The 22,025-nt window shown below is 37.1% G+C and carries 18 protein-coding genes; 8 read left to right on the top strand and 10 right to left on the bottom strand.

Annotation, left to right across the window (positions count from 1 at the left end; translation table 11 throughout):
* Positions 1-42: 42 nt before the first annotated feature.
* From BAZ10_RS18640 to glgB, 5 genes are all read right to left on the bottom strand, one after another.
* Positions 43-2,850 carry a 2-oxoglutarate dehydrogenase E1 component gene (locus tag BAZ10_RS18640; RefSeq protein ID WP_078773331.1) on the bottom strand — a complete coding sequence of 936 codons (2,808 nt, stop codon included), beginning with the start codon at positions 2,848-2,850 and terminating at the stop codon, positions 43-45.
* 112 nt (positions 2,851-2,962) lie between these two features.
* The gene (locus tag BAZ10_RS18635) at positions 2,963-4,003 is read right to left on the bottom strand and encodes an SRPBCC family protein (protein ID WP_078773330.1); all 1,041 of its coding nucleotides are present in this window, start codon (positions 4,001-4,003) and stop codon (positions 2,963-2,965) included.
* A 45-nt stretch (positions 4,004-4,048) separates the two neighbouring features.
* The gene (locus BAZ10_RS18630; protein WP_078773329.1) at positions 4,049-5,302 is read right to left on the bottom strand and encodes a glucose-1-phosphate adenylyltransferase; all 1,254 of its coding nucleotides are present in this window, start codon (positions 5,300-5,302) and stop codon (positions 4,049-4,051) included.
* Positions 5,303-5,350: 48 nt separating this feature from the next.
* Positions 5,351-6,772: a glycogen synthase gene (locus BAZ10_RS18625; RefSeq protein ID WP_245803873.1), complete on the bottom strand. Its 1,422-nt coding sequence runs from the start codon at positions 6,770-6,772 to the stop codon at positions 5,351-5,353.
* Positions 6,773-6,780: 8 nt separating this feature from the next.
* The gene (glgB, locus tag BAZ10_RS18620; RefSeq protein ID WP_078773327.1) at positions 6,781-8,685 is read right to left on the bottom strand and encodes a 1,4-alpha-glucan branching protein GlgB; all 1,905 of its coding nucleotides are present in this window, start codon (positions 8,683-8,685) and stop codon (positions 6,781-6,783) included.
* A gap of 159 nt (positions 8,686-8,844) precedes the next feature.
* Here glgB and BAZ10_RS18615 point away from each other — a divergent pair, with 159 nt between their 5' ends.
* The 7 genes from BAZ10_RS18615 (at position 8,845) to BAZ10_RS18590 (ending at position 14,193) form a co-directional block, all read left to right on the top strand.
* The gene (locus tag BAZ10_RS18615) at positions 8,845-9,306 is read left to right on the top strand and encodes a lipocalin family protein (RefSeq protein WP_078773326.1); all 462 of its coding nucleotides are present in this window, start codon (positions 8,845-8,847) and stop codon (positions 9,304-9,306) included.
* Positions 9,307-9,463: 157 nt separating this feature from the next.
* Entirely contained in the window at positions 9,464-10,885 is a 1,422-nt protein-coding gene (locus BAZ10_RS18610) for a glycoside hydrolase family 125 protein (RefSeq protein WP_078773325.1), read from the top strand.
* A gap of 183 nt (positions 10,886-11,068) precedes the next feature.
* Positions 11,069-11,191 carry a hypothetical protein gene (locus tag BAZ10_RS19415; protein ID WP_260262928.1) on the top strand — a complete coding sequence of 41 codons (123 nt, stop codon included), beginning with the start codon at positions 11,069-11,071 and terminating at the stop codon, positions 11,189-11,191.
* Positions 11,192-11,299: 108 nt separating this feature from the next.
* On the top strand, positions 11,300-12,106 hold the full coding sequence (locus BAZ10_RS18605; RefSeq protein ID WP_078773324.1) for a response regulator transcription factor: 807 nt from the start codon (positions 11,300-11,302) through the stop codon (positions 12,104-12,106).
* Between the two features lie 67 nt (positions 12,107-12,173).
* A complete protein-coding gene (locus BAZ10_RS18600; protein ID WP_078773323.1) occupies positions 12,174-13,130 on the top strand; it encodes a nitrilase family protein in 957 nt (318 codons plus the stop codon).
* Positions 13,131-13,180: 50 nt separating this feature from the next.
* Positions 13,181-13,726 carry a hypothetical protein gene (locus BAZ10_RS18595; RefSeq protein WP_078773368.1) on the top strand — a complete coding sequence of 182 codons (546 nt, stop codon included), beginning with the start codon at positions 13,181-13,183 and terminating at the stop codon, positions 13,724-13,726.
* The gene (locus BAZ10_RS18590) at positions 13,726-14,193 is read left to right on the top strand and encodes a hypothetical protein (RefSeq protein WP_078773322.1); all 468 of its coding nucleotides are present in this window, start codon (positions 13,726-13,728) and stop codon (positions 14,191-14,193) included. The genes BAZ10_RS18595 and BAZ10_RS18590 overlap by 1 nt, the downstream gene beginning before the upstream one ends.
* 109 nt (positions 14,194-14,302) lie before the next feature.
* Here BAZ10_RS18590 and BAZ10_RS18585 read toward each other — a convergent pair whose 3' ends face one another.
* From BAZ10_RS18585 to BAZ10_RS18570, 4 genes are all read right to left on the bottom strand, one after another.
* Positions 14,303-15,277: a cyclase family protein gene (locus BAZ10_RS18585; protein ID WP_078773321.1), complete on the bottom strand. Its 975-nt coding sequence runs from the start codon at positions 15,275-15,277 to the stop codon at positions 14,303-14,305.
* Between the two features lie 87 nt (positions 15,278-15,364).
* Positions 15,365-16,348, bottom strand: a complete 984-nt coding sequence (locus BAZ10_RS18580; protein ID WP_078773320.1) for an aldo/keto reductase — start codon at positions 16,346-16,348, stop codon at positions 15,365-15,367.
* 30 nt (positions 16,349-16,378) lie between these two features.
* A complete protein-coding gene (locus BAZ10_RS18575) occupies positions 16,379-17,479 on the bottom strand; it encodes an alkene reductase (protein ID WP_078773319.1) in 1,101 nt (366 codons plus the stop codon).
* A 34-nt stretch (positions 17,480-17,513) separates the two neighbouring features.
* Complete coding sequence (locus BAZ10_RS18570; RefSeq protein WP_078773318.1) at positions 17,514-18,689, bottom strand: MFS transporter; 1,176 nt, start codon at positions 18,687-18,689, stop codon at positions 17,514-17,516.
* Between the two features lie 97 nt (positions 18,690-18,786).
* Here BAZ10_RS18570 and BAZ10_RS18565 point away from each other — a divergent pair, with 97 nt between their 5' ends.
* Positions 18,787-19,704: a LysR family transcriptional regulator gene (locus tag BAZ10_RS18565; protein WP_078721597.1), complete on the top strand. Its 918-nt coding sequence runs from the start codon at positions 18,787-18,789 to the stop codon at positions 19,702-19,704.
* A gap of 74 nt (positions 19,705-19,778) precedes the next feature.
* On the opposite strand, the gene BAZ10_RS18560 is transcribed toward BAZ10_RS18565, so the two are convergent.
* The gene (locus tag BAZ10_RS18560; protein WP_078773317.1) at positions 19,779-22,016 is read right to left on the bottom strand and encodes a GH92 family glycosyl hydrolase; all 2,238 of its coding nucleotides are present in this window, start codon (positions 22,014-22,016) and stop codon (positions 19,779-19,781) included.
* Positions 22,017-22,025: the final 9 nt, after the last annotated feature.

Below are 22,025 nucleotides of genomic sequence, written 5' to 3'. Positions count from 1 at the left end.
GTTGTGCAGTTCTTTTATACTGCTTTTGTAGTTAGGTTATTATTAAGCTGTTACTGGTCTTTTTGCAGGCGTTCCTTCACACTGGAATACCTGATTGATAATTGCATTCTGGTTGATCTCGAATTTCTTATGAGATCCTGGTGCTGGTGCCCCACTTGCTACCGGAGAAATTACCTGAGGATTTCTGTCTCTTAGGTTTCTCAGGATATAGCTCCATGCGCCCATGTTTTCAGGCTCTTCCTGTGCCCAGATGAATTCTTTAGCATTAGAATACTTTTCGAAAATAGCATCCAACTGATCCATTTGAAGAGGATATAACTGCTCTAGTCTTACTAAAGCAACTTTCTCATCATTCAGTTCTTCTTTTTTAGCTAATAGTTCATAATACAATTTACCTGAACATAATACTAATCTTTCTACTTTATCAGCCTTAGCTGTAGCATCATCAATTATTGGCTGGAATGCTCCGTTTGCCAATTCTTCAACTTTAGAAACAGCTCTTGGATGACGTAATAATGATTTTGGAGTCATTACTACTAATGGTTTTCTGAAATCAGCTTTCATTTGTCTTCTCAACAAGTGGAAATAGTTAGCTGGTGTTGTAGCGTTAGCGACAATAATATTCTGGTTTGCACAAAGTGTAAGGAAACGCTCTAATCTTGCAGAAGAGTGTTCAGCACCCTGTCCTTCAGAACCATGAGGTAATAACATTACCAATCCGTTTTGCAGTTTCCATTTTTCTTCAGCAGCTACAAGATACTGGTCGATAATAATCTGTGCTCCGTTAGCGAAATCACCAAACTGAGCTTCCCAAATTGTAAGGGTATCCGGAGACACCATTGCATATCCATAGTCGAATCCTAAAACTGCATATTCAGAAAGTAATGAGTTATAGATCTGGAACTGGTTATCTTTAGTAGTAACAGATTTTAATGGTACATATTCTTCTTCTGTGTCTTCAGTTTTTACAACTGCATGACGGTGAGAGAAAGTACCTCTTTCTACATCCTCACCAGAGATTCTGATACCAAATTCTTCACTTAGCAATGTAGCATAAGCTAAAAGCTCACCCATTGCCCAGTCAAGACTATCGTTTTCAACCATATTAAGTCTCTGCTCGAATAATCTTGTGATTTTTTTGATGAATTTCTTATCTGTTGGTAATGTAGAAATCTGTTTTGCTAAATCTTTTAGTTTATCTAAAGGAAATTTAGTATCTACCGGATTAAGAACTGATCCTCTGGAACCGAACGGGAACTTTTTCCAATCGTCCGACATGAAAATGTCCATGGTATTTTTCTTAATCTCTTTAGATTCGTCGAAGTTTTCATCCAATAATTTTTTGAATTCAACTTCCATTTGCTTCATCACTTCGTCCGAAACAATACCTTCCTTGATCAATTTATCTTTATAAATCTCTCTAGGGTTAGGATGTTTTGCAATGATGTTGTATAATTTAGGCTGCGTAAACTTAGGTTCATCACCTTCGTTGTGGCCATATTTTCTATATCCTAAAAGATCAATATAAACATCTTTACCAAATCTGTTACGGAAATCTGCGGCAAAATGCATGGCATGAACAACTGCTTCTACATCGTCTGCATTAATATGCATTACCGGAGAATCAGTTACTTTGGCTACATCTGTACAATAAGTAGATGAACGTGCATCTAAATAATTGGTTGTAAATCCTACCTGGTTATTTGTAACGATGTGGATTGTACCTCCAGTTTTGTATCCGTCCAACGTCATCATTTGTGCTACTTCGTATACAATTCCTTGTCCGGCAATTGCAGCATCACCATGAATAACGATTGGTAAAATCTTATTATAATCTCCATTGTAGCTGTTATCTACTTTAGCACGGCTGATACCTTCTACTAATGAAGCAACTGTTTCCAGGTGAGACGGATTGGGTGTAAGATTAATTTTTACAGTTTCTCCGGCAGTTGTCTGAATAACTTTAGATGCTCCTAAGTGATATTTAACATCACCAGAGAATACATCTTCTTCAAATTCTTTACCTTCGAATTCACTGAAAATCTGTTTGTAAGGCTTTTGGAAAATATTTGTCAATACATTCAGTCTTCCTCTGTGCGCCATACCCAATACCACTTCATCTACACCTAATTGTGAAGACTTGGTGATAACCTGATCCAATGCAGGAATTAAAGCTTCAAGACCTTCTAATGAGAAACGCTTCTGTCCTACGAATTTTGTATGCAGGTAGTTTTCGAAAGCTACCGCCTGATTGAGTCTCTGTAAAACATGTTTCTTTTCTTCAGGAGAAAGCTTTGCGTGGTTTTCATTAACCTGAAGCCACTGACGAATGAAATCTCTTTCTTCAACATTTTTAATGTACATGTATTCTACTCCGATAGAGTCGCAGTAGATGTTCTGAAGATGTCTTATAATTTCACTAAGCGTTGCAGGCCCTGGCATTCCAGTCTCTGTAGCGCTGTTGAATTTTCTATTTAAATCAGCAGAAGTAAGTCCAAAATTTTCAATATCCAAGGTAGGTTCGAAATGTCTTCTCTCTCTAACCGGATTGGTTTTAGTGAAAAGGTGACCACGAACACGGTATGCCTCGATAAGATTAATTACTTTGAATTCTCTGCGAATGTCTTCGGAAATTTCTGAAATATTGACATTGCTGTTCTCTGCCTGTGATGCAAAAGATTTAATTTCTTGTACTGCTTCTTCATCACTGTAGTTTTCCAAAGCGAAATCAAACCCCTGAAAAAAAGCTTTCCATGATGGTTCGAGACTGTCAGGATATTTCAAATACTGCTGGTACATATCCTCTATAAACTGAGAATGTACTGCATTTAAGAATGAAAATCTGTCCATTATTACCTTCTATCTATTAAAATTTTATATAATTCAACAAAATTACAAATAATAGCCAATCTGCCCAAGGATTTGATAAAATATAACCGATTGATTTTGTATATCCGTCAGTTTAATAAATCTGAAGAGCAATTTTCAGGATTACGTCCTGATTTTCTATAGGGGGCTCCACAAATACTTCAGTGAGCTCGCCTACAGACATTTCTCTTTTCTTGGCTTCTGCAACTAAATTTGCTATTGCCTTCTTTCTGCCCTCATAATTCCCTTTATAATAGGTAACGAGGGTTTTTGAAGCTTTGATATCACGGAAACTAAAATTATTATCAGTGACATCAAATTTCTTACTAATCGTAGCTCCGTAGAAGTACGAAATCTCTTTATCGTTCACATTATTGGAGCGCATTACCAGTTGCGGTTCTCCAAATTCGTCGTTTTTCTTCCCAAGATCTTTGGTCATAAAACTGTAGAGTTTATTATAATTCATCACCACAGAATTAAAGAAATCCCCCTTTTTACGATTGGATGCGCTTACATTTAGTCCTAAAAGAATGGCTTCTTCATGGTTTTCCTCTACAATAGTATCATACTTTATGGTATTAAGCTTGGCTTCACGATCTACTTTATTGCCTAAATGATTAGCCAATGCTACAATACTCTTATCTATGCCTGAAACGAAATTCTCTTCGTAAATTAAATTAAGGGAACGCTTTAAAAAAGGTCTGGCAGGTGTCCGCACATACCAGGTAACCTCAGTTTTTTCTTCACCAAGCTTTCTGAAACTAACATCTATAAGATAAGGATTGCTATCGCTATTTTTGAACAACTGATATTTAATTCCTCTGTTTGGTATTACGTAACGGATAAATACATCACCATTCTCTGCAGAATCCTTTTTATTTACAAAATGCATAGAACTTCCAACTCCATCATAGGGTGTATAATAAGAAAATCCTAGATGATCGTTCTCCTGTATAAATTCATTCCATTGCGAGAAGTTATACAGATTATTAAACTGAGGAAATACTTTTTCCAATGGAAAATTGATTTCCTTTTTTACAGAAAAGCTTTTTGTTTTCTCCACAAAGATCATGGAAACCGCATATATACCAAATATTAGTACCAGAAAAGTAATAATTAACTTAACCCACTTCATTCACTGAAATTAAGCAACAAAGATAACACTCTTCCTCATATTGGCCTATTGTATTATGGTCCCGTTAGGAATTATAGCTTCTTTTTTTATGACAATAATACCATCGCGTACAGAATAAGCATCATAATCGGCATCCGGCATATGTTTCCCGCCAATAATCCGGACATTATTCCCGATCATGCAGTTTTTGTCTATAATAGCATTTTCGATATAACAATTCTCTCCGACACCAAAAAGAGGTACCAAATCATTAATCTCATCGTTTTGATAAAAATCGGCTCCCATCATATAAGTATTTTTAATAACACTTCCTCTACCGATTCTTGCACGGTTACCGATAACACATTTTTCCAAACGATCTCCCATAATAATAGCTCCGTCTCCAACAACTACTTTTTCCATATAGCTTCCATTGATCTTAGTCGGTGGCAGCATTCTGGATCTTGTAAAGATTGGTGAAGAACTGAACATGTTGAACTGAGGTAAATCCTGTGTAAGATCCATATTGGCTTCGAAGAAAGATTCTATAGTACCAATGTCCGTCCAGTATCCGTTATACTGATAACTTAGCGTATTGTAATTGCCAATTGCTGCAGGTATAACCTCTTTACCAAAGTCGTCTCCTTTGTTTTCATCGAATATTTTGGTTAAAATGCTTTTTGTAAAAATGTAGATCCCCATGGAAGCAAGATAATTCTTCCCTTGTGCTTTGCTTACCTCATCTACGTCCGAACTCCATTGCGGCAATATATCTTTACCCGGTTTTTCGATAAAAGCGGTAATATTATTCTGTTCATCGGATTTCAGAATACCAAATCCGGGAGCATCTTTCTCATTAACAGGTATTGTCGCTATCGTTATATCGCCTTTATTTTCAATATGGAAATTCAGCATTTTCCGGAAATCCATTTGGTATAATTGATCTCCGGAAAGGATAAGTATATAATCGTAATCATATTTACGTAAATGCGGCATAGACTGCCTTACTGCATCTGCAGTTCCCTGAAACCATTTATCATTATCCACACTCTGCTCTGCAGCAATAATATCTACAAAACCACGGCTAAAAACATCAAAGTTATACGTGTTTTTAATATGCTGATTAAGAGATGCCGAGTTAAACTGGGTTAGAACCATGATCTGATTGAATCCGGAATTAACGCAGTTGGAAATCGGAATATCAACCAGTCTGTATTTTCCTGCAATCGGCACAGCCGGCTTAGACCTTTGATCTGTTAAAGGAAATAATCTGGAGCCCCTTCCTCCTCCTAAAACAATTGAGATTACTTTTTTTCCCATGGTTAATATTTTATTTATTTAGTGTGTTTAAAATAGGTATATTTTTTATTATGTTGTATATAAATTTAAATATTTTTCTGCTGATTTTTCCCATGAAAAATCAATCTTCATCATTTTCTTCTGGTAGTCTTTCATATCAGAAGGGAGGTTATAGTATAAATATAGTGATCTGTTAATTGCATGGAGCATATCCTCCATATTGAAATTGCGGAAAGTTATACCATATCCATCATCACCAATATCCTTTACCGTGTCTTTTAGTCCACCCGTCAGCCTTACAATAGGCATTGTACCATAACGCATAGAGTACATCTGATTGAGCCCGCAAGGTTCTACTCTGGAAGGCATTAGTAAGAAATCTGCAGAAGAATAAATCTGATGGGATAATTGCTCTTTATACCCTAAATCTACTGCAAGATTCACATAAAATACATTTTTAAGGTATCTAAATTTCTCTTCCAATCCTTTATCTCCGGAACCTAAAACAATAAAATTAAGCTTCCCCTCGTTCTCCCATATACATCTGCTGATTAAATCCGGAAGCACATCTGCACCTTTCTCTTTTGCAAATCTCCCGATGAAAGCATAGAGTGGAAGTTCTGGATTCAGCTCATAGGTTTCGCAAAGCTTTGCTTTGTTCTGCTCTCTTTTCTTTGCAAAAGTTTTTAATGTATAATTATTGTCCATCATAGGATCAGTTTTCGGATCCCAGACTTCTGTATCGATACCATTTATAATTCCGTATGCTTTGCCTCTTTCCTGTCTGATTAGCTCCTCTAACCCTGCAGCCTCTTCAAGCAGCTCTTCCAGATAACCTTCGGAAACAGCATTAAAAACATGTACATTTTTAATCATTACAGCAAGTGGATTGATGCATTTATTCCAGTCCAGCAGCCCCCATTTCCATTGATCGAACTCCGGAAAGAAGCGAGCCATTTCCCAGGACATTTGCCCCTGATATTGTCCGTTATGTATCGTACCTATAGTTCTAACGCCTTTAAGAAAAGAATATTCGTGGCAATATTCCGTAAAGAACGGAATCAGCCCGGCATGGTAATCGTGACAATGTAAGATATCCGGTCTGCGTTGCTGCCAACACAGCCATTGTAGCACAGCCCGCTGGAAAGCAATAAATTGCATACTTTCATCTTTGTAACCATATACTTCATCCCGATCTGTTAACCCGTGTATTTTTACCAGATAAAGTTCAAATCCTAAAGTATCACTTTCTTCCTGTAGTATTTCAAAATAAAAAGGATGCCCGTCCAGGTATACCGTATTTTCAAAAATAACTTCAAATTTATTCTGATGTACAAATGGTTTGTTATACCACGGCATCACAACTTTAGCCTTTGCACCCATTATATTCTGATATTTGGGTAAAGCGCCAACAACATCTGCCAGTCCACCAACTTTGGCTACCGGATAACATTCCATACTGATGTGATAAATATCTAACTGATCGTACATAATGGTTATTATTTTTTTCTTCTGAATATTAATCCGCATAATGGTGGTAAATCTATATCTGCTGAATAACCTTTACCATAATGCGGTGTATTTTTAGTTTTAAAGTTCTTTATGGTATTCCCGCTACCCCAATATTCTTTATCATCGGAATTAACGAGAGGCTCCCAATCTGACATTTCCGGTAAAGCTATCCTGAAATTTTTATAAGGAATTGGGGACAGATTTAAAATAACTAATACCTGATTTTCTTTGCTTTTGCCTTTTCTAAGATATACATATACAGAGTTTTTGCTATCATCTGCATGAAGCCACTCCATGCCCGCATTTTCATAACTATGTTCGTATAATGCTTTTTCTTCTCTGTAGACGTTATTGAGTCTGGTTACAAAATTTTTCATCTTTCGGTGGGCCTCATATTCCAACAGGTTCCAGTCCAGAGATGCACTGAAGTCCCATTCTGAAGTCTGAGCAAATTCATCACCCATAAAAAGTAATTTTGCTCCGGGATGAGTGTACATCCATAGATATAAAGCTCTCAGATTAGCATGCTTCTGCCATTCATCACCAAACATCTTATACAGCATCGGAGATTTGCCATGTACAACTTCGTCATGTGAAAGCGGAAGTACATATTTCTCGTCGAATGCATAAGAAATACTAAAGGTTATATCATGGTGGGATTTATGCCTTATAACAAAATCCTGTTTAAAATACCTTAAGGTATCGTGCATCCACCCCATCATCCATTTCATACCAAAACCTACTCCTCCATCTTTTACAGCATGCGTGAGCTTTGGAAAAGATGTAGATTCTTCCGCAATGGTTTTAGTATTCGGATAATGCTTATTTACTGCAGTATTAAATTCTCTAAGAAATTCCAACGCTTCCAGATTGATATTGCCACCATCTTTATTGGCGACCCATTCACCATCTTTTCTGGCATAATCCAGATATAGCATGGATGTTACTGCATCTACACGTAAAGCGTCGATATGGAAACGTTCCAGCCAGAAAAATGCATTACTGATCAGGAAAGATTTTACTTCGTTTCTGCCGTAATTAAAGATACGGGTATTCCATTCCGGATGATATCCCTGTCTTTCATCTTCATGCTCGTATAAAAAGCTACCATCAAAACGGTATAAACCGTGGGCGTCTGAGGGAAAATGAGCCGGAACCCAATCCATAATCACACCTATATTATTCCGGTGAAGTTCCTCAATGAGGAACATTAGATCTTGTGGGCTTCCTAGCCGACTGTCTACAGCATAGTATCCGGTAACCTGATATCCCCATGAAGGCTCATAAGGGTATGATGTAACCGGCATAAATTCTACATGTGTAAAACCTGTCTCTTTTATGTACGCCACCAAATCTGGTGCTATACTCCTGAAATTCACATTTCCGTTCCGGTCATTCTTCCAGGAAGGGAGATGCACTTCATAAATTGACATTGGAACGTGAAAGGAGTTCTTATGGTGTTGCTCTTCCATCCATACTTTATCTTTCCATTCGTACCAGGTTGTAGAAATTACAGAAGCTGTTTGTGGCGGTATTTCCGCTATATTCCCAAATGGGTCTGCTTTCAGAAAAACATCGCCGTTATGGGTTTCTACTTCATATTTATAGATATTTCCTAAACTTATATTAGGAATAAAGCCTTCCCATATTCCGGAATTGTCCCATCTGTATTTCAGTTCGTGAATGACTCCCTTCCAGTTATTGAAATCACCAACAACCGAAACCTGTTTTGCATTCGGCGCCCATACAGCAAAATAAACACCTTTGTAGCCATTAATTTCCACCAAATGTGCTCCCATCTTTTCGTAAAGACGGTAGTGTTTCCCTTTTCTAAACAGATCAATATCATAATCTGTAAATAAAGAGAACGACAATGTAGGTGGTATAGACATCATACAGCATTTTATTCTTCCAATTTACAATCTTTCTTCGATACAAAATACAATTTTAATAAATAATAACAACGAAAGATTTTATTTCATTAAATATAAAAGAATGAAATAAAAAAATAAATATCACAAAAAAATGATATATTGGCTAAAATTCAGTTTATGAAAAAAATATTACTAACTACTTTAGCGATAGGATTACTTGTGTCTTGTAGAAAAGATGATGAAAATAAAAACAATAATGACGCTGTATCTATTACAGGAACATGGAAAGCAGTAAAAAAAGAAGTAATTTCTGGAAAAGATATGAAAAGAATTCTGGAAACCGAATTATCAAATGAGTGTCAGAAAAATTCAAGATTTGAATTTACTACATATAATAAATATAATGTGGTGGCCTATGATAACTTCGCTGGTAAATGCGTAATAGAGGATCAATTTTCAATATCTTATTCTTATAATTCAACCACAAAAAAATTAGCTATTAAACACTCTTCTTCAGAAGCATATGAAGGAACAGTTGAACAACTAACAACAACCAAGTTACAAATTATGGGAGAATATCTTGGAGATTATGATAAAGATGGTATCAATGATTATGAAAGAACTTACTATGAAAGATAAAATTTATTCATAAACTTAAATAAGTAATACAGCTCCCTTTTTAAGGGAGTTTTCTTTTTAGCCCGCTATTAGCACAACTGCATTATATTAAAAGAGAATTATTCTTAATAAAATCAGTATATTTGGAGTTATTCAGAATAAAAAAACTAAATACTAAATGGATAGAAGAGATTTTATTAAAAATGCATCATTGGCTGGTATCGGGTTATTAACACCTAAAACAGTGCTTGCAGCTGACTTTTTTTATGATTTCCCTGTAGTGAGAACTCCGCAAGCCAGCAGAAAGTTTACAAGCCCTGCAATTGAGAAGGCTATTGATACTTTTGGTAAAAAGGTAAAGAATAAGGAACTCGCATGGATGTTCAACAATTGTTTCCCTAATACATTAGACACAACTGTATTTCCGTATCAGGAAAACGGACAAAACCTTACTTATGTTATTACCGGAGATATCGACGCTATGTGGCTTCGTGATAGCAGCGCACAAGTATGGCCATATCTGAAGCTGATGAAAAGTGATAAAAAGCTTCAGGAACTAATTCAGGGACTTATCCGTAAACAAAGTAAGTGCATTAATATAGATCCATATGCTAATGCTTTTTATAATGATCCAACTAAAAAAGGAGAATGGTTTAGCGATCATACTGATATGAAGCCTGGTATCCACGAACGTAAGTGGGAAATAGATTCACTTTGTTATCCAATAAGACTGTCTTATCATTACTGGAAAATATCCGGCGATACTACTCCATTTAATGATGAATGGGTACAGGCGCAAAAAAATATTTATAAAACATTCACAGAGCAGCAACGTAAAAACGATCTTGGTCCATATAAATTCATGAGAACTACACCACGAGGGTCCGATACTTTGCAGGTTGACGGTTATGGCTATCCTGTAAAGCCGGTAGGACTTATCTGCTCCAGCTTCCGCCCTTCTGATGACTCTACAATTTTCTCATTCCTTATTCCTTCGAATCTTTTTGCTGTAGTAAGTCTTAGACATTCTGCTGAAATTCTGAGAGAAGTAAAGAAAGAGAATGACCTTGCACAGAAATTTTTAGCTTTAGCTGATGAGGTGGAACAAGCTGTTAAAGAGCACGGAATTGTAAATCATCCTAAATTCGGTAAAGTCTACGCTTATGAAGTAGACGGTTTCGGAAGTTATTTAATGATGGATGATGCCAATGTACCAAGCTTACTGGCTCTGCCTTATCTTGAAGCTGTGGATGTAAACGATGAAGTCTACCAAAGAACCCGAAAGTATATTCTTTCCGCAGACAACCCATTCTTCTTTAAGGGTAAAGCCGGAGAAGGTATTGGCGGACCACACATTGGGCGTGACTATATCTGGCCAATTGCTATTACAATGAGAGGACTGACTTCCAATAATGATGCAGAGATCAGGGAATGTGTTCAGATGCTTGTAAAAACGCATGGTGGAACAGGATTTATGCATGAATCTTTCCATAAAGATGATCCGACAAACTTCACCCGTAAATGGTTTGCCTGGGCAAATACGTTATTTGGTGAATTCATCTGGAAAACATATAATGAGAAGCCTCATTTATTAGGTTAATTGTATCTCGATAAACTATTCAATATACAAACATCATAGGTTTTAGAAACCTATGATGTTTTTTTATGCTATGATTTTCCTGTTTATTTTGGATTCGAAACATTTATAATTATAATCTCTAGAGATAAAGCTCCTAACGGAGTTTCTCATCCATTATGGCAAACTATACTTTATACTATCATCATGAGAAATCAGAAAGATGCTCCAGAGGAGCCTGATCTGTATAAAAACAGATGCATCAAAAAGTCAGATATTCCGGAGGAACGCTATCTCGAGGTATATTTTATCTATCTCTCCGAAATTTGAACCTAATCCTTTATTTTCTCTTAACTAAAGCTATTATAAAAACTATAAATAGAGATAAAAGTTTCCAAAAGGAAGCTGTTAATTAAAACTCCTTTTTAAATTTGCATTATGCAATTCCTTCCGGATCAATATCTGCGACCTTTTATCCGACACTATCTCTTTCTGGAGAGTACACAACAGTTAACGGGAATACTGCGTTTGTTTACCGACGGCAGTACAGGAATTGTATTTTCACTTCAGGGAGGTCTAACGACGGATCTAAGTAATAAAGCTCAGCTTCCAACCTCTTTTTTATATGGTCAGATTAGTGACTTCCGGGATCTGTATACCAACTCCGGATTTTCTTTTATCATTGTTGTATTTAGTCCTTTAGGCATGAAACAGCTGACAGGTATTCCGGCGTATGAAATGAAAAACCAAATTACAGATGCCAGTCATATTTTCCCAGATATAGACTTCCTTACAGAAGCACTGTCCGAATCTAAAAGTCATGAAAAACAAATACAACTTCTAAATTTATTTTTCCTGAAAACTTATACCACCGGCATAACAAAGGATAATAGTATACCTGTAAGTCTTATGGATATTCTGTATAAAGACAAAGGATCTGGAACTATTAGTAATCTTGTAAAACGCTCCGGTTATTCGGAACGGCATATTGAAAGAATATTCAAAGAGCATATTGGTATATCTCCCAAGGCATTTTCCAACATTATACGATTGCACCGTTTTCTAAAACTCCTAAGCCATCCGGATACTTCTTCATCTCTGACTTCATTGGGCTATAGTGCTCATTATTCCGATCAGTCGCATCTGATCCGTGAATTTAAAAAGCATACCGGGATAACTCCCAAACAATACGCAGATAAAACCCAAAAGCTCGCCACCAATTTCCTGAACATCATAAAACCATAATGTCGGTTTTGTACAATTTTTAAATTTTAGAGGCTTATAATTTTGTTTCCGTTAAATCAAAGATAAAATGGACAAAATAAAAATATCTACTGCTCAGTTCGAGCATAAAAGTGGTGATAAAGAGTACAACCTCTCAGTTATTGAAAAACTCGCTAAGCAGGCTGCCAAAGAAGGATCGGATGTTATTGCATTTCACGAATGCTCTATTACAGGTTATACTTTTGCCCGAAAGCTCACGAAAGAACAAATGCTGGAACTTGCAGAAAGAATTCCTCAGGGCGAAAGTGTACTTAGATTACAACAGATAGCTGCAGAAAACAACATTGTTGTTCTTGCGGGACTTTTTGAAAAAGATGAGCATAACAATCTTTACAAAGCCTATGTATGCGTAGATAAAACTGGTCTCGTTGCCAAGTACAGAAAGCTGCATCCTTTTATTAATCCACATCTGAATCAGGGAACCGCATATTGCATATTTGAAATAAAAGGATGGAAATGTGGTATACTCATCTGTTATGACAACAATATTATTGAAAATGTCAGAGCAACCACCCTATTGGGTGCTGAAATAATCTTTATGCCACATGTAACCATGTGTACACCATCTTCCCGACCCGGAGCAGGCTTCGTAGATCCTGAGCTTTGGGAAAACAGAGAGAATGACCCGACATCACTCCGGCTAGAGTTTAATGGAATGAAGGGAAGAGACTGGTTAATGAAGTGGCTTCCGGCCCGTGCTTATGATAACGGGATTTATGTCGTTTTCTCCAATCCTATCGGCATGGACGATGATCAACTTAAAAATGGATGCTCCATGATTATTGACCCTTTTGGTGATATTCTGAATGAATGTCAAACTTTTGAAGACAGCTTCGTATCATCTATACTCACAAAAGAAAAATTGAAAATGGCGGGCGGCTATCGTTACCGAAAAGCCAGAAGACCGGATCTATATCGTGATATTATCGGACAGGTACACCAACCTGAACAGAAAGTTGTCTGGCTTCATAAAGATTCTGAGTAACAAATTTTTATTTTTGTTTTTTGAGTGGTAATTTTGCAAAAAAAAAAGATTTGTACAAACTTATACCCCGTATTTTATTATTCCTTTTCATTTTGGCACAGCTGTACTTTGTTATTGCTATTGTAAAAGAAAAGAATATTAATACCTGGTTTGTAGTGGTATTTATCCTGATGGCTGTTATTCTGTTTTTTGGATACCGAAAGCCACAGAGACTACATATAGAACATGAGAAAGAGCTCCATTATGAGCTTTTTCTTTTCTTTTTAGCCGGTAGCTTTACCACTTACTTTCTGCAACACAATATTGGATTCAACACTGTATTTTCTGCCGGACTTGTAGGCTTTGTCGGAAGCCTGCTTCCAAAAATAAAGAAATTCAGATCCTCCAAAAACTGGCCTATCGCAATTTATTGTGGTGCCTTTGTAGGGATGAGCAAACTGGAATTTGGTTATTACTATTTGTTTACAGCTACTTTCTTCACAGCTGTCTTTTATGCATTCACACAACACCTCTTTCACGGAATTGGCGGAAAATTGGGTACACTGGCTTTTATGGGTGTTATGTACTCTTATATCATTTTTAAATTTTTCATGTAATGCCACTTATTCTTCACATCCTTATTGTTATAACAGGCAGCTGGCTTACTTTTTATCTGAACCGCTATCTAAAGCTGGGAGCTATAAAATCATCCAGTCTTTTAGCTCTTATCATCGGTGGAATATATCAGATTAACGAAAGCTTTTTACACTACGATATACCACGGGACATCCCTTTTTTGGTGATAGGCTCTACCTTCATCGGGATGATTACCTCCAGAAAGCATTATAAAAATTTCAATCTGTTCATCGCCCCAATTGTCTTTACTATTATCTATTACAACATTAGTAAGGAGTTCAACGGCTTTGGCGGAGTACTGGGTACAGCAGCGTGTATTTCATTATTAATAAGCATATACCTGCGTTCATTAAAAGCAACAAAGAAAGTAATCAAACCTTTCCGGCATGTAAAGGTAGAAACGATGAAAAGAAACAGACATAGAAAACTAAAAGAGGCTTTCAAATAACAATTATTATGTATAGCTCTATAAGAAAACAAACCTCTCACTAAAAAATGAGAGGTTTGTTTTTTAGCTGTCTTTCTACAATTATACATTCAATTTAAGAAAGTTTTTATTAGTAAATAGCAACCGGATTAACATTTACCTGGGTAGACCCTACATACAAAGGTTGTCCTAATACGAACAGGAATTCCCAAACTTTTTCTTTAACTAAAGATCTTGTATCTATTAGTTCAAGATTATAGATTCCTCTTTTAGCCAACATAAACTGGTTAATAGGAAACTCTTCTTTACTTTTAGGATTAGGATAAACTTCGGATGCCCAGGTATCACCTCCAAAAGCAATAATTCCCTGGTCGGCCAGCCATTGTGCAGCTTCCATTCCTATTCCGGGTTCTGTTTCCAGAAATTGATTATTATCTTTTCCGATCAACTCCAACCAACCTGTGTTAAATAATACTACATCTCCTTTTTTAAGGCTTAATTCTTCTTTTTTAAGAACTGCCTGAATATCTGCTAAAGTAAATTCAGTCCCTCCCGGAACAATATCTTTTCCGTAATATGTTGTCATATCCAATACTACGGCACGGGTAACCATTGGCGGAACTTTTTCCACACCCAATTTTTTTACGCCTTCTACAGTTACAAAGTCTGTTGCTTTGTTTCCGTTGTAATACACGTTATCGATACCAATATGGCCAATACCATTTAGCTGTGTACCAACACCAGTCCAGGCATTTACAAGCTCATCATTAAAACTAAACTTGTTTGGGCCTAATGTCTTTCCTCCTTGCTCTCCCGGCTGGATATTATAAAGATTAAAACTACGGTGGCGGAAGGCTGGCAAATCCTTGTCAACCGGAACAGCTAAAGGAAGTGTTTTACCTTTCTTCACCAGCTTTACTGATTGTAAAACCAGTTCTGGTGTCATCAGATTAGCAGCTCCTATTTCATCTCCTTTTCCATAAGGCGAAGTATACCAGCTGGTATCTTTAGGATCTATTAATGTTTTGTTTTGGGCATATATACCGGAAACTCCTGATATAAGCATTCCGGATAGCAATAATTTGCTAATTATATTTTTTTTCATTTGTATATCTTTATGTTTCTAATGAATGGAACTTAGCATATACTCCTCCTTATCGCAGTTCTGGAGTATATGCTATGTCCATCTTTTTTAGATTTTAGAAAGTTCAGTATTGATAAATGCTAATTCTTCAGCAGTAAGATTAATATCCATTGCCTTAGCATTTGCTGCAGCTTGTTCAGCATTTCTTGCTCCTGCCAGGACTACTGTAATTGCAGGTTGCAGACTTGTCCAACGCAATACCAACTGAGAAAGTGTTGAATTTTTATCTTCAGCAATCGGAGTAATAGTTTCCAGGAATGTTTTCACTTTTTCAAGATCAAACTGCTGAAAGTAACCATTTCTGTGGTCATTATCTTTCAGTTTACCATCTTTAAAATATTTTCCTGTCAACAATCCTCTTTCCATTGGGCTGTAAACAATAATTCCAAGATCGTTTTCCAATGCGTATGGTACCAGGTCATTTTCAACACCACGGTTTAGCATACTGTAACCAATCTGGTTGCTGGCAATATTCAGACTTTGACGAGCTTCTGCAACCTGTTCTACACTATAGTTGCTAACTCCGGCAGCGCGTATTTTACCTTGTTGTAATAAGATTTCTAAAGCTTCCATTGTTTCCGAAATCGGAGTTGTAGCATCTGGCCAGTGAATCTGTAACAAATCGATGTAATCAGTCTGCAAACGCTTTAAGCTATCCTCTACTTCTTTAATTACACTGGCTTTAGAAGCATATTTGTATACAGGAATTGTTTTTCCGGCTTCCTCAGCATCGAAGAAAAACTCTCCTTTTCCCTGGTTGCTACCATCCCATACCAATCCGAATTTAGTCAATAACTGAATTTTGCTTCTGTCGTAACCTTTAATAGCTTCACCAATCATTTCTTCACTAAGTCCGAAACCGTAAAAAGGAGCTGTATCTAAAGTTGTTACACCATTGTCAATTGATGCTCTTACAGATTCTATCGAGTCTTTTTTCTCGTTACCTCCCCACATGTTACCACCAATAGCGAATGCTCCATAAGTAATTGCTGATAATTCCAAATCTGTATTTCCTAATTTTCTGAATTCCATTTTTTTATTTCAATTATATTATTATTCTGATTAATTTTTGTTATATACTTCCCAATCAAGATAGCCTTCCATGGTAAGACCATAATGCAGTTCTCTTTTTGGGGGTGTTAGCGGCCAGTTATTTTTTAAGCGTTCCACTAGATCAGGGTTAGCGATAAAGTCTTCTCCAAATGCAGCGATATCAATAATTCCGGCATCCAGAAGTTCCTGAGATTTTTCTTTTGTCATTCCACCAGCAAGAATAATGACACCATCGTACCAATTACGGAAACGTTCCATAAAGCCTTCAGGTAAAGCAAAACTTCCTCTTGATTTCTGATCCATGATATGGATATATGATATATTCCTTTTGGAAAGTTCTGTTGCTAGATAGTGATAAGTCTCTTCTATTTCCTCATATTGTGGAAGTTCATGCAGGCCTCCATATGGCGTTAGACGAATCGCAACTTTATCTGCACCTATTGCTTCAATACTGGCATCTATAGCTTCTAGTAAAAAGCGGGATCTGTTTTCGATACTTCCACCATATTCATCTGTACGGTTGTTGATGAACGGATTCAGGAACTGCTCAATAAGGTAGCCATTTGCCCCGTGAAGCTCAACACCATCAAAGCCTGCCTTTATAGCATTTTGAGCTGCAGTAGCAAAATCCTGAACTATTTGTTTTACTTCATTTGTTTCCAGAGCCCGTGGTTTAGAACTAATCACAAAGCCTTCTTTTCCGTTTTCATCATAACCCCAGGCATTGGAATTTGCGGCCTGAATATCCGATGGTGCTACCGGAGCTTGTCTATCCGGCTGATTAGAAACGTGTGAAACTCTTCCTACGTGCCATAGCTGTGTATATATTTTGCTTCCTTTTCCGTGGACAGCACTGGTTACAAGCTTCCAGCCTTCAGTTTGTTCGGTGGTATATAATCCAGGAATATGAAGTACTCCTTTTGAAGTAGATGAGATCGCTGTTCCTTCAGTAATAATAAGGCCTGCACCTGTTCTTTGTGCGTAATATTCTGCATTAAAATCTTTTGGAATTCCGTCTTCATTTCTGGCTCTGGTCATAGGAGCCATTGCAATTCTGTTTTTTAATTGTAATGAACCTTTAGTTACTTCTTCAAAGATGTTAGTGTTCATGATGATAATATTTTATGAATTAATAATCTTATGATTAACATGCTTCAACAGCATATTTTTGTTTTTTATTTCTTCTTAGATATAGTAGAGATATTACGATCCCGACTGCTGCCATCGCTGCTCCTACCAGTACCGGAGATGTGTAGCCATAACCTTTTTCTATAGGCACACCTCCAAGAAAAGCGCCCAAAGCATTTGCTATATTGAAACAGGCAGGGCCTAAAGAGGCTACCAGCATTTCTGCATCGCTTTTTACTGAATTCAGTAATAATAATGTAAGTGAAGGTACAAGTGCAAAAGTGGTAACTCCGGTAAGGAAAGTCATTACAAGGGATGCCCAGGCATTAGTCGCTGTGTAATAAATAGTCATCATACATACAATCTGAAATACAAGCACTGCAATAACGATAACTGAAGGAGAAAAGGCATCTGTCAGTTTTCCGCCTATAAGGTTACCTACAAACATTCCAAGTCCTGCCAAAACCATAACATAAGGAAGATGTTGCTCTGCGATTCCGGATACGTCACTCATCAACGGAGCGATGTAACTAATCCAGGCGAAAAGTGCTCCAGGAGCTACAGAAAAGATAAGCACCATAAACCATACATTGCTGCTACGGAAAATAGAAAAGTCTTTCCAAGGGTTCTGTTTGCTTTTTCTGGCTTCCGTTTTTGGCATCCATAATTTTAGAGCCAGTATTGTAAGTAATCCAATAATAGCAATAAGCAGAAAAGTATAACGCCATGAAAAATGATGTCCTATATATGTTCCCAGTGGAACTCCCAAAAGATTGGCTACTGTTAGTCCGGAAAACATTGTTGCTACAGCCTGAGCTTCTTTTCCTTTGTCCGCCAAACGGCTGGCCACAACTGATCCTACTCCGAAAAAGGCTCCGTGTGGTAATCCGGAAATAAATCTGGAAACCATTAAAAGTTCATAATCCGGGGCTATGATAGACAATCCATTAAATACTGTAAATAAAATCATTAACAGAATTAAGGTTTTGGTAGGTGAAAACTTATTCATTCCCACAACCAAAAGCGGAGCACCCACTACTACTCCAAGTGCATAGGCAGTTATAAGATAACCCGCCTGTGGTATAGAAATACTAAGGTCTCTTGCCACGTCGGGCAACATTCCCATAATGGTAAATTCGGTAATCCCTATTCCTAGTCCTCCTAAAGCAAGAGACAGCAGACTCTTTTTCATTTATATAATTTTAATAATTGATAGTGCAAATTTCTATCAGAATTTTTTATAATACAAATAATTTAAATTGTATATTTGTATCATAAAAATTATAGTTATGCGTTGGAATTTGGAATGGCTTCGTACTTTCAAAGCTATATACGAAACAGGAACCCTGTCTGCAGCGGCTCAGGAGTTATTTATATCACAGCCGGGAGTTAGCCTGCACCTGAACTCTCTGGAAGCATTTACCGGAAATAAGTTATTTGACAGGCTTGCGCGAAAGATGGTCCCTACCGAAAAAGGAAAGATTCTTTATAATTATATATTAGATTCTATGAAAAAGCTGGAAGAGGGAGAACAGCATTTCCATAAGCGTACGCAAAGTGAGCGGGTTACTATTAGCGTAGGAATGTGTTTTGAAACCTTTCAGTATACATTAGAGGAACATATTTCTGAGCTTCCTTTTAATCTGATCATTAAATTTGGAGAATATCCGCAGATGCAGCATGATCTGGATAGTGGTATGCTGGACCTGATTATTACTCCACAAAAAGGATCTCAGCAAAATATTCAGTATCAACCTTTTTCTAAGGAAAGAATTGTTCTGATTGCCGGAAGCGAAACAGACACAACTGATCTGGAAGAATTATTACATGAGGGAAAAATAAAGGATGCCGCAGATTTACTAAAACAACAATTATGGTACAGCACTGCAGCTGATATGGAACACCTTAAAAACTTCTGGTTAAAGCATTTTGGAGAGCATCCGGATTTTAGCCCCAATTATATCGTTCCGAATATAAGCTCAATTATCCGATGTCTTAGCGATAGCAAAGGTTTCTCAGTAGTACCGGATTTTCTGTGTGCTGATGTTCTGAATTCCGGAAAAATTAAAATGGTATGGGAAGGAACTCATCCTGTAGAAAATACTTTATATTTCGGTACCAGAAAAAAAACAATGTATCAGGAAGAAATCAATCAACTTGAAAAGCTATTGAAAGAGAAATGGGAAATGATAGAGGAAATTCTGTAAAGCATTTCCAGCTATTACAAATAAAAAATGCAGCCTCCTGGAGGCTGCATTTTTTATTATTGAGATGTCGTCTTTTAGTTTTCCATAGACTTTGGCCAGCTCTTAGGATCTTTCCCAAAATTTTTATTGGGCGTAGCCCCCATGTTAAAGGTTAAGTTACCGCCTTTCAGCATTTCGTCATGTGTAATATATACTTTATCGTATGGCTTACCATTCAAAGTTACCGATTGGATATAAATATTCGTTTGGGAATTATTTTTAGCTTCAATTGTAAAGTTCTTACCATTAGGCATTTTAATTTCTGCTTTATCTAGCGAAGGACTTCCGAAAACATATTCTCCGGTTACCGGATTTGCAGGATATAATCCCATAATAGACCATACTGCCCACGCACTCATTTGTCCGGCATCTTCATTACCGGCATATCCATCCGGCTTATCGCTGTACATTGTATCTATAATCTGTCTGATGCGCTCCTGTGTTTTCCATGCTTCACCAATATAACTGTACATATAAGCAATATGGTGGCTTGGTTCATTACCATGAGCATACTGCCCTATAAATCCGCTGGCATCCGGAGAAGTAAAATCGCCATGCATTACAGAAGGTGCTACAAAAAGAGCATCCAGCATTTTACTCAGTCCGTTTTTAGCCGGGAATAATTTTGCAAGTCCTCTTACATCATGAGGTACGAAGAAGGAATGCTGCCATGCAGTACCTTCAATATATTGACTCTTATCGAATTCGTGTTCTGAATAAAAAGGATCAAAAGGCTCTACAAATTTACCATCCTTGTATCTCGCTCTCATAAATCCGGTCTTAGGATCGAAAAGCTTCTGGTAATTTTTGGCTCTTTTACTAAAAGTTTCAAAGTCTTTTGTTTTGCCTAGTTTCTTCGCTACCAAAGAAATTGCATAATCATCAAAAGTATATTCCAATGTCTTGGTTACGCTACCACCACCTATATCCTGAGGAACATAGCCATATTCGTTATACGCAGGCACTTCTCTTACTTTCTGGAACGCACTGGCCAACATTGCTTTATATGCTTTTTCTTTGTCAATCCCCGGAATGTCTTTCAGTATTGCATCTGCCAGCACCGGAATAGCATGATATCCCGTCATGGTGTTGGTTTCGTTTGTACTTAAGTCCCATACCGGTAGTAGGCCATATTCATCGTAAAAGGCCAACATACTATTGATAAGAGAAGTATATTTTTCCGGTTGCGTAATCGTTAACAAAGGATGTTCCGCACGGAAAGTATCCCATAAAGAGTATAATGTATAGCGCTGTTCACCGTTCGGCATTTTCTTGATTTCATTTTTATAATTGCCATATTCTCCGTCCTTATCCGAATACAAAGTCGGCGTCAGGGCTGTATGATACAAAGCGGAATAGAAAATACGTTTCAGAGATTTGCTTTTAGCTTCTATTTTAATTTTGGAAACTTCATTTTCCCATACTTTATCTGCGTTAGCTGCTACCTGATCAAAATTCCAGTTCGGAATTTCATTTAGTGCTGCCAAAGCTTTATCAGCACTGGTTGTAGAAAGTGCTACTTTTATTTCTACCGCATCTGAAGGATTAAAAACTAACTGTGCATTTACACCTGTTTCCTTAGACGAAATTTCTTTGTCTTTAGATTTCTTACCGTTCAGCAAAATTTCTTTGATCGGTTTAGATGTCTTTAAAGCAAAAAACACTCTCTGGTTTTGCGCCCAGCCTTTAGAGAATCGTTGTCCAATAATGGTATTATTATCTACGATAGTTAACTTTGTATCAGTGGGTTTATCCCAGTTAAAAGCATGATGCAGATCCAGACGGATAGTTGGTTCAGTTATTCCTGCCGGGAATGTATACTGGTGATATCCTACTCTTTCTGTAGATGTCAGTTTCGCTGTTATTCCGTTATCCAGCTTTACCTGATATAATCCGGCTGCAGCTTTTTCATTTTTATGTGAATAGAATGTACGTGTATCTACTACAGACTGTTCTACAGGTTTTAACAAAGGCATTACAGCTATATCCAGCCAGTCACCAATTCCGGTTCCGGAAAGGTGCATATGGCTGAATCCAGCAATATAATCGGATGTATAATGATAACCACTCACCCAATCCCAGTCGCCACGTCCGTTATCCGGACTTAGCTGGACCATGGAAAAAGGAAGTGATGCTCCCGGATACGTATGGCCGTGCCCTCCAGTTCCGATCAGTGGATCAATATATTGGGTTAATTTTTCCTGTGCAGAAAAGTTAGCAATGGCTAACGATGTTAATAAAATGAGTATCGGTTTCTTAGTTTTACTTTTCATTCTCAGATT

The organism is Elizabethkingia occulta (assembly GCF_002023715.1).
Taxonomy (GTDB): domain Bacteria; phylum Bacteroidota; class Bacteroidia; order Flavobacteriales; family Weeksellaceae; genus Elizabethkingia; species Elizabethkingia occulta.
Note: the sequence above shows the minus strand (reverse complement) of the source record. Positions and strands in the feature narration are given on the sequence as shown.

Bases quoted from the DNA above. Each gene is read 5' to 3' on its own strand.
- BAZ10_RS18640 (WP_078773331.1), bottom strand. From the start codon at position 2,850: ATGGACAGATTTTCATTCTTAAATGCAGTACATTCTCAGTTTATAGAG.
- BAZ10_RS18635 (WP_078773330.1), bottom strand. From the start codon at position 4,003: ATGAAGTGGGTTAAGTTAATTATTACTTTTCTGGTACTAATATTTGGT.
- BAZ10_RS18585 (WP_078773321.1), bottom strand. From the start codon at position 15,277: ATGAAAAAAAATATAATTAGCAAATTATTGCTATCCGGAATGCTTATA.
- BAZ10_RS18605 (WP_078773324.1), top strand. From the start codon at position 11,300: ATGCAATTCCTTCCGGATCAATATCTGCGACCTTTTATCCGACACTAT.
- BAZ10_RS18570 (WP_078773318.1), bottom strand. From the start codon at position 18,689: ATGAAAAAGAGTCTGCTGTCTCTTGCTTTAGGAGGACTAGGAATAGGG.
- BAZ10_RS18600 (WP_078773323.1), top strand. From the start codon at position 12,174: ATGGACAAAATAAAAATATCTACTGCTCAGTTCGAGCATAAAAGTGGT.
- BAZ10_RS18580 (WP_078773320.1), bottom strand. From the start codon at position 16,348: ATGGAATTCAGAAAATTAGGAAATACAGATTTGGAATTATCAGCAATT.
- BAZ10_RS18610 (WP_078773325.1), top strand. From the start codon at position 9,464: ATGGATAGAAGAGATTTTATTAAAAATGCATCATTGGCTGGTATCGGG.
- BAZ10_RS18630 (WP_078773329.1), bottom strand. From the start codon at position 5,302: ATGGGAAAAAAAGTAATCTCAATTGTTTTAGGAGGAGGAAGGGGCTCC.
- BAZ10_RS18565 (WP_078721597.1), top strand. From the start codon at position 18,787: ATGCGTTGGAATTTGGAATGGCTTCGTACTTTCAAAGCTATATACGAA.
- BAZ10_RS18615 (WP_078773326.1), top strand. From the start codon at position 8,845: ATGAAAAAAATATTACTAACTACTTTAGCGATAGGATTACTTGTGTCT.
- BAZ10_RS19415 (WP_260262928.1), top strand. From the start codon at position 11,069: ATGAGAAATCAGAAAGATGCTCCAGAGGAGCCTGATCTGTATAAAAAC.
- glgB (WP_078773327.1), bottom strand. From the start codon at position 8,685: ATGTCTATACCACCTACATTGTCGTTCTCTTTATTTACAGATTATGAT.
- BAZ10_RS18560 (WP_078773317.1), bottom strand. From the start codon at position 22,016: ATGAAAAGTAAAACTAAGAAACCGATACTCATTTTATTAACATCGTTA.
- BAZ10_RS18575 (WP_078773319.1), bottom strand. From the start codon at position 17,479: ATGAACACTAACATCTTTGAAGAAGTAACTAAAGGTTCATTACAATTA.
- BAZ10_RS18590 (WP_078773322.1), top strand. From the start codon at position 13,726: ATGCCACTTATTCTTCACATCCTTATTGTTATAACAGGCAGCTGGCTT.
- BAZ10_RS18625 (WP_245803873.1), bottom strand. From the start codon at position 6,772: ATGTACGATCAGTTAGATATTTATCACATCAGTATGGAATGTTATCCG.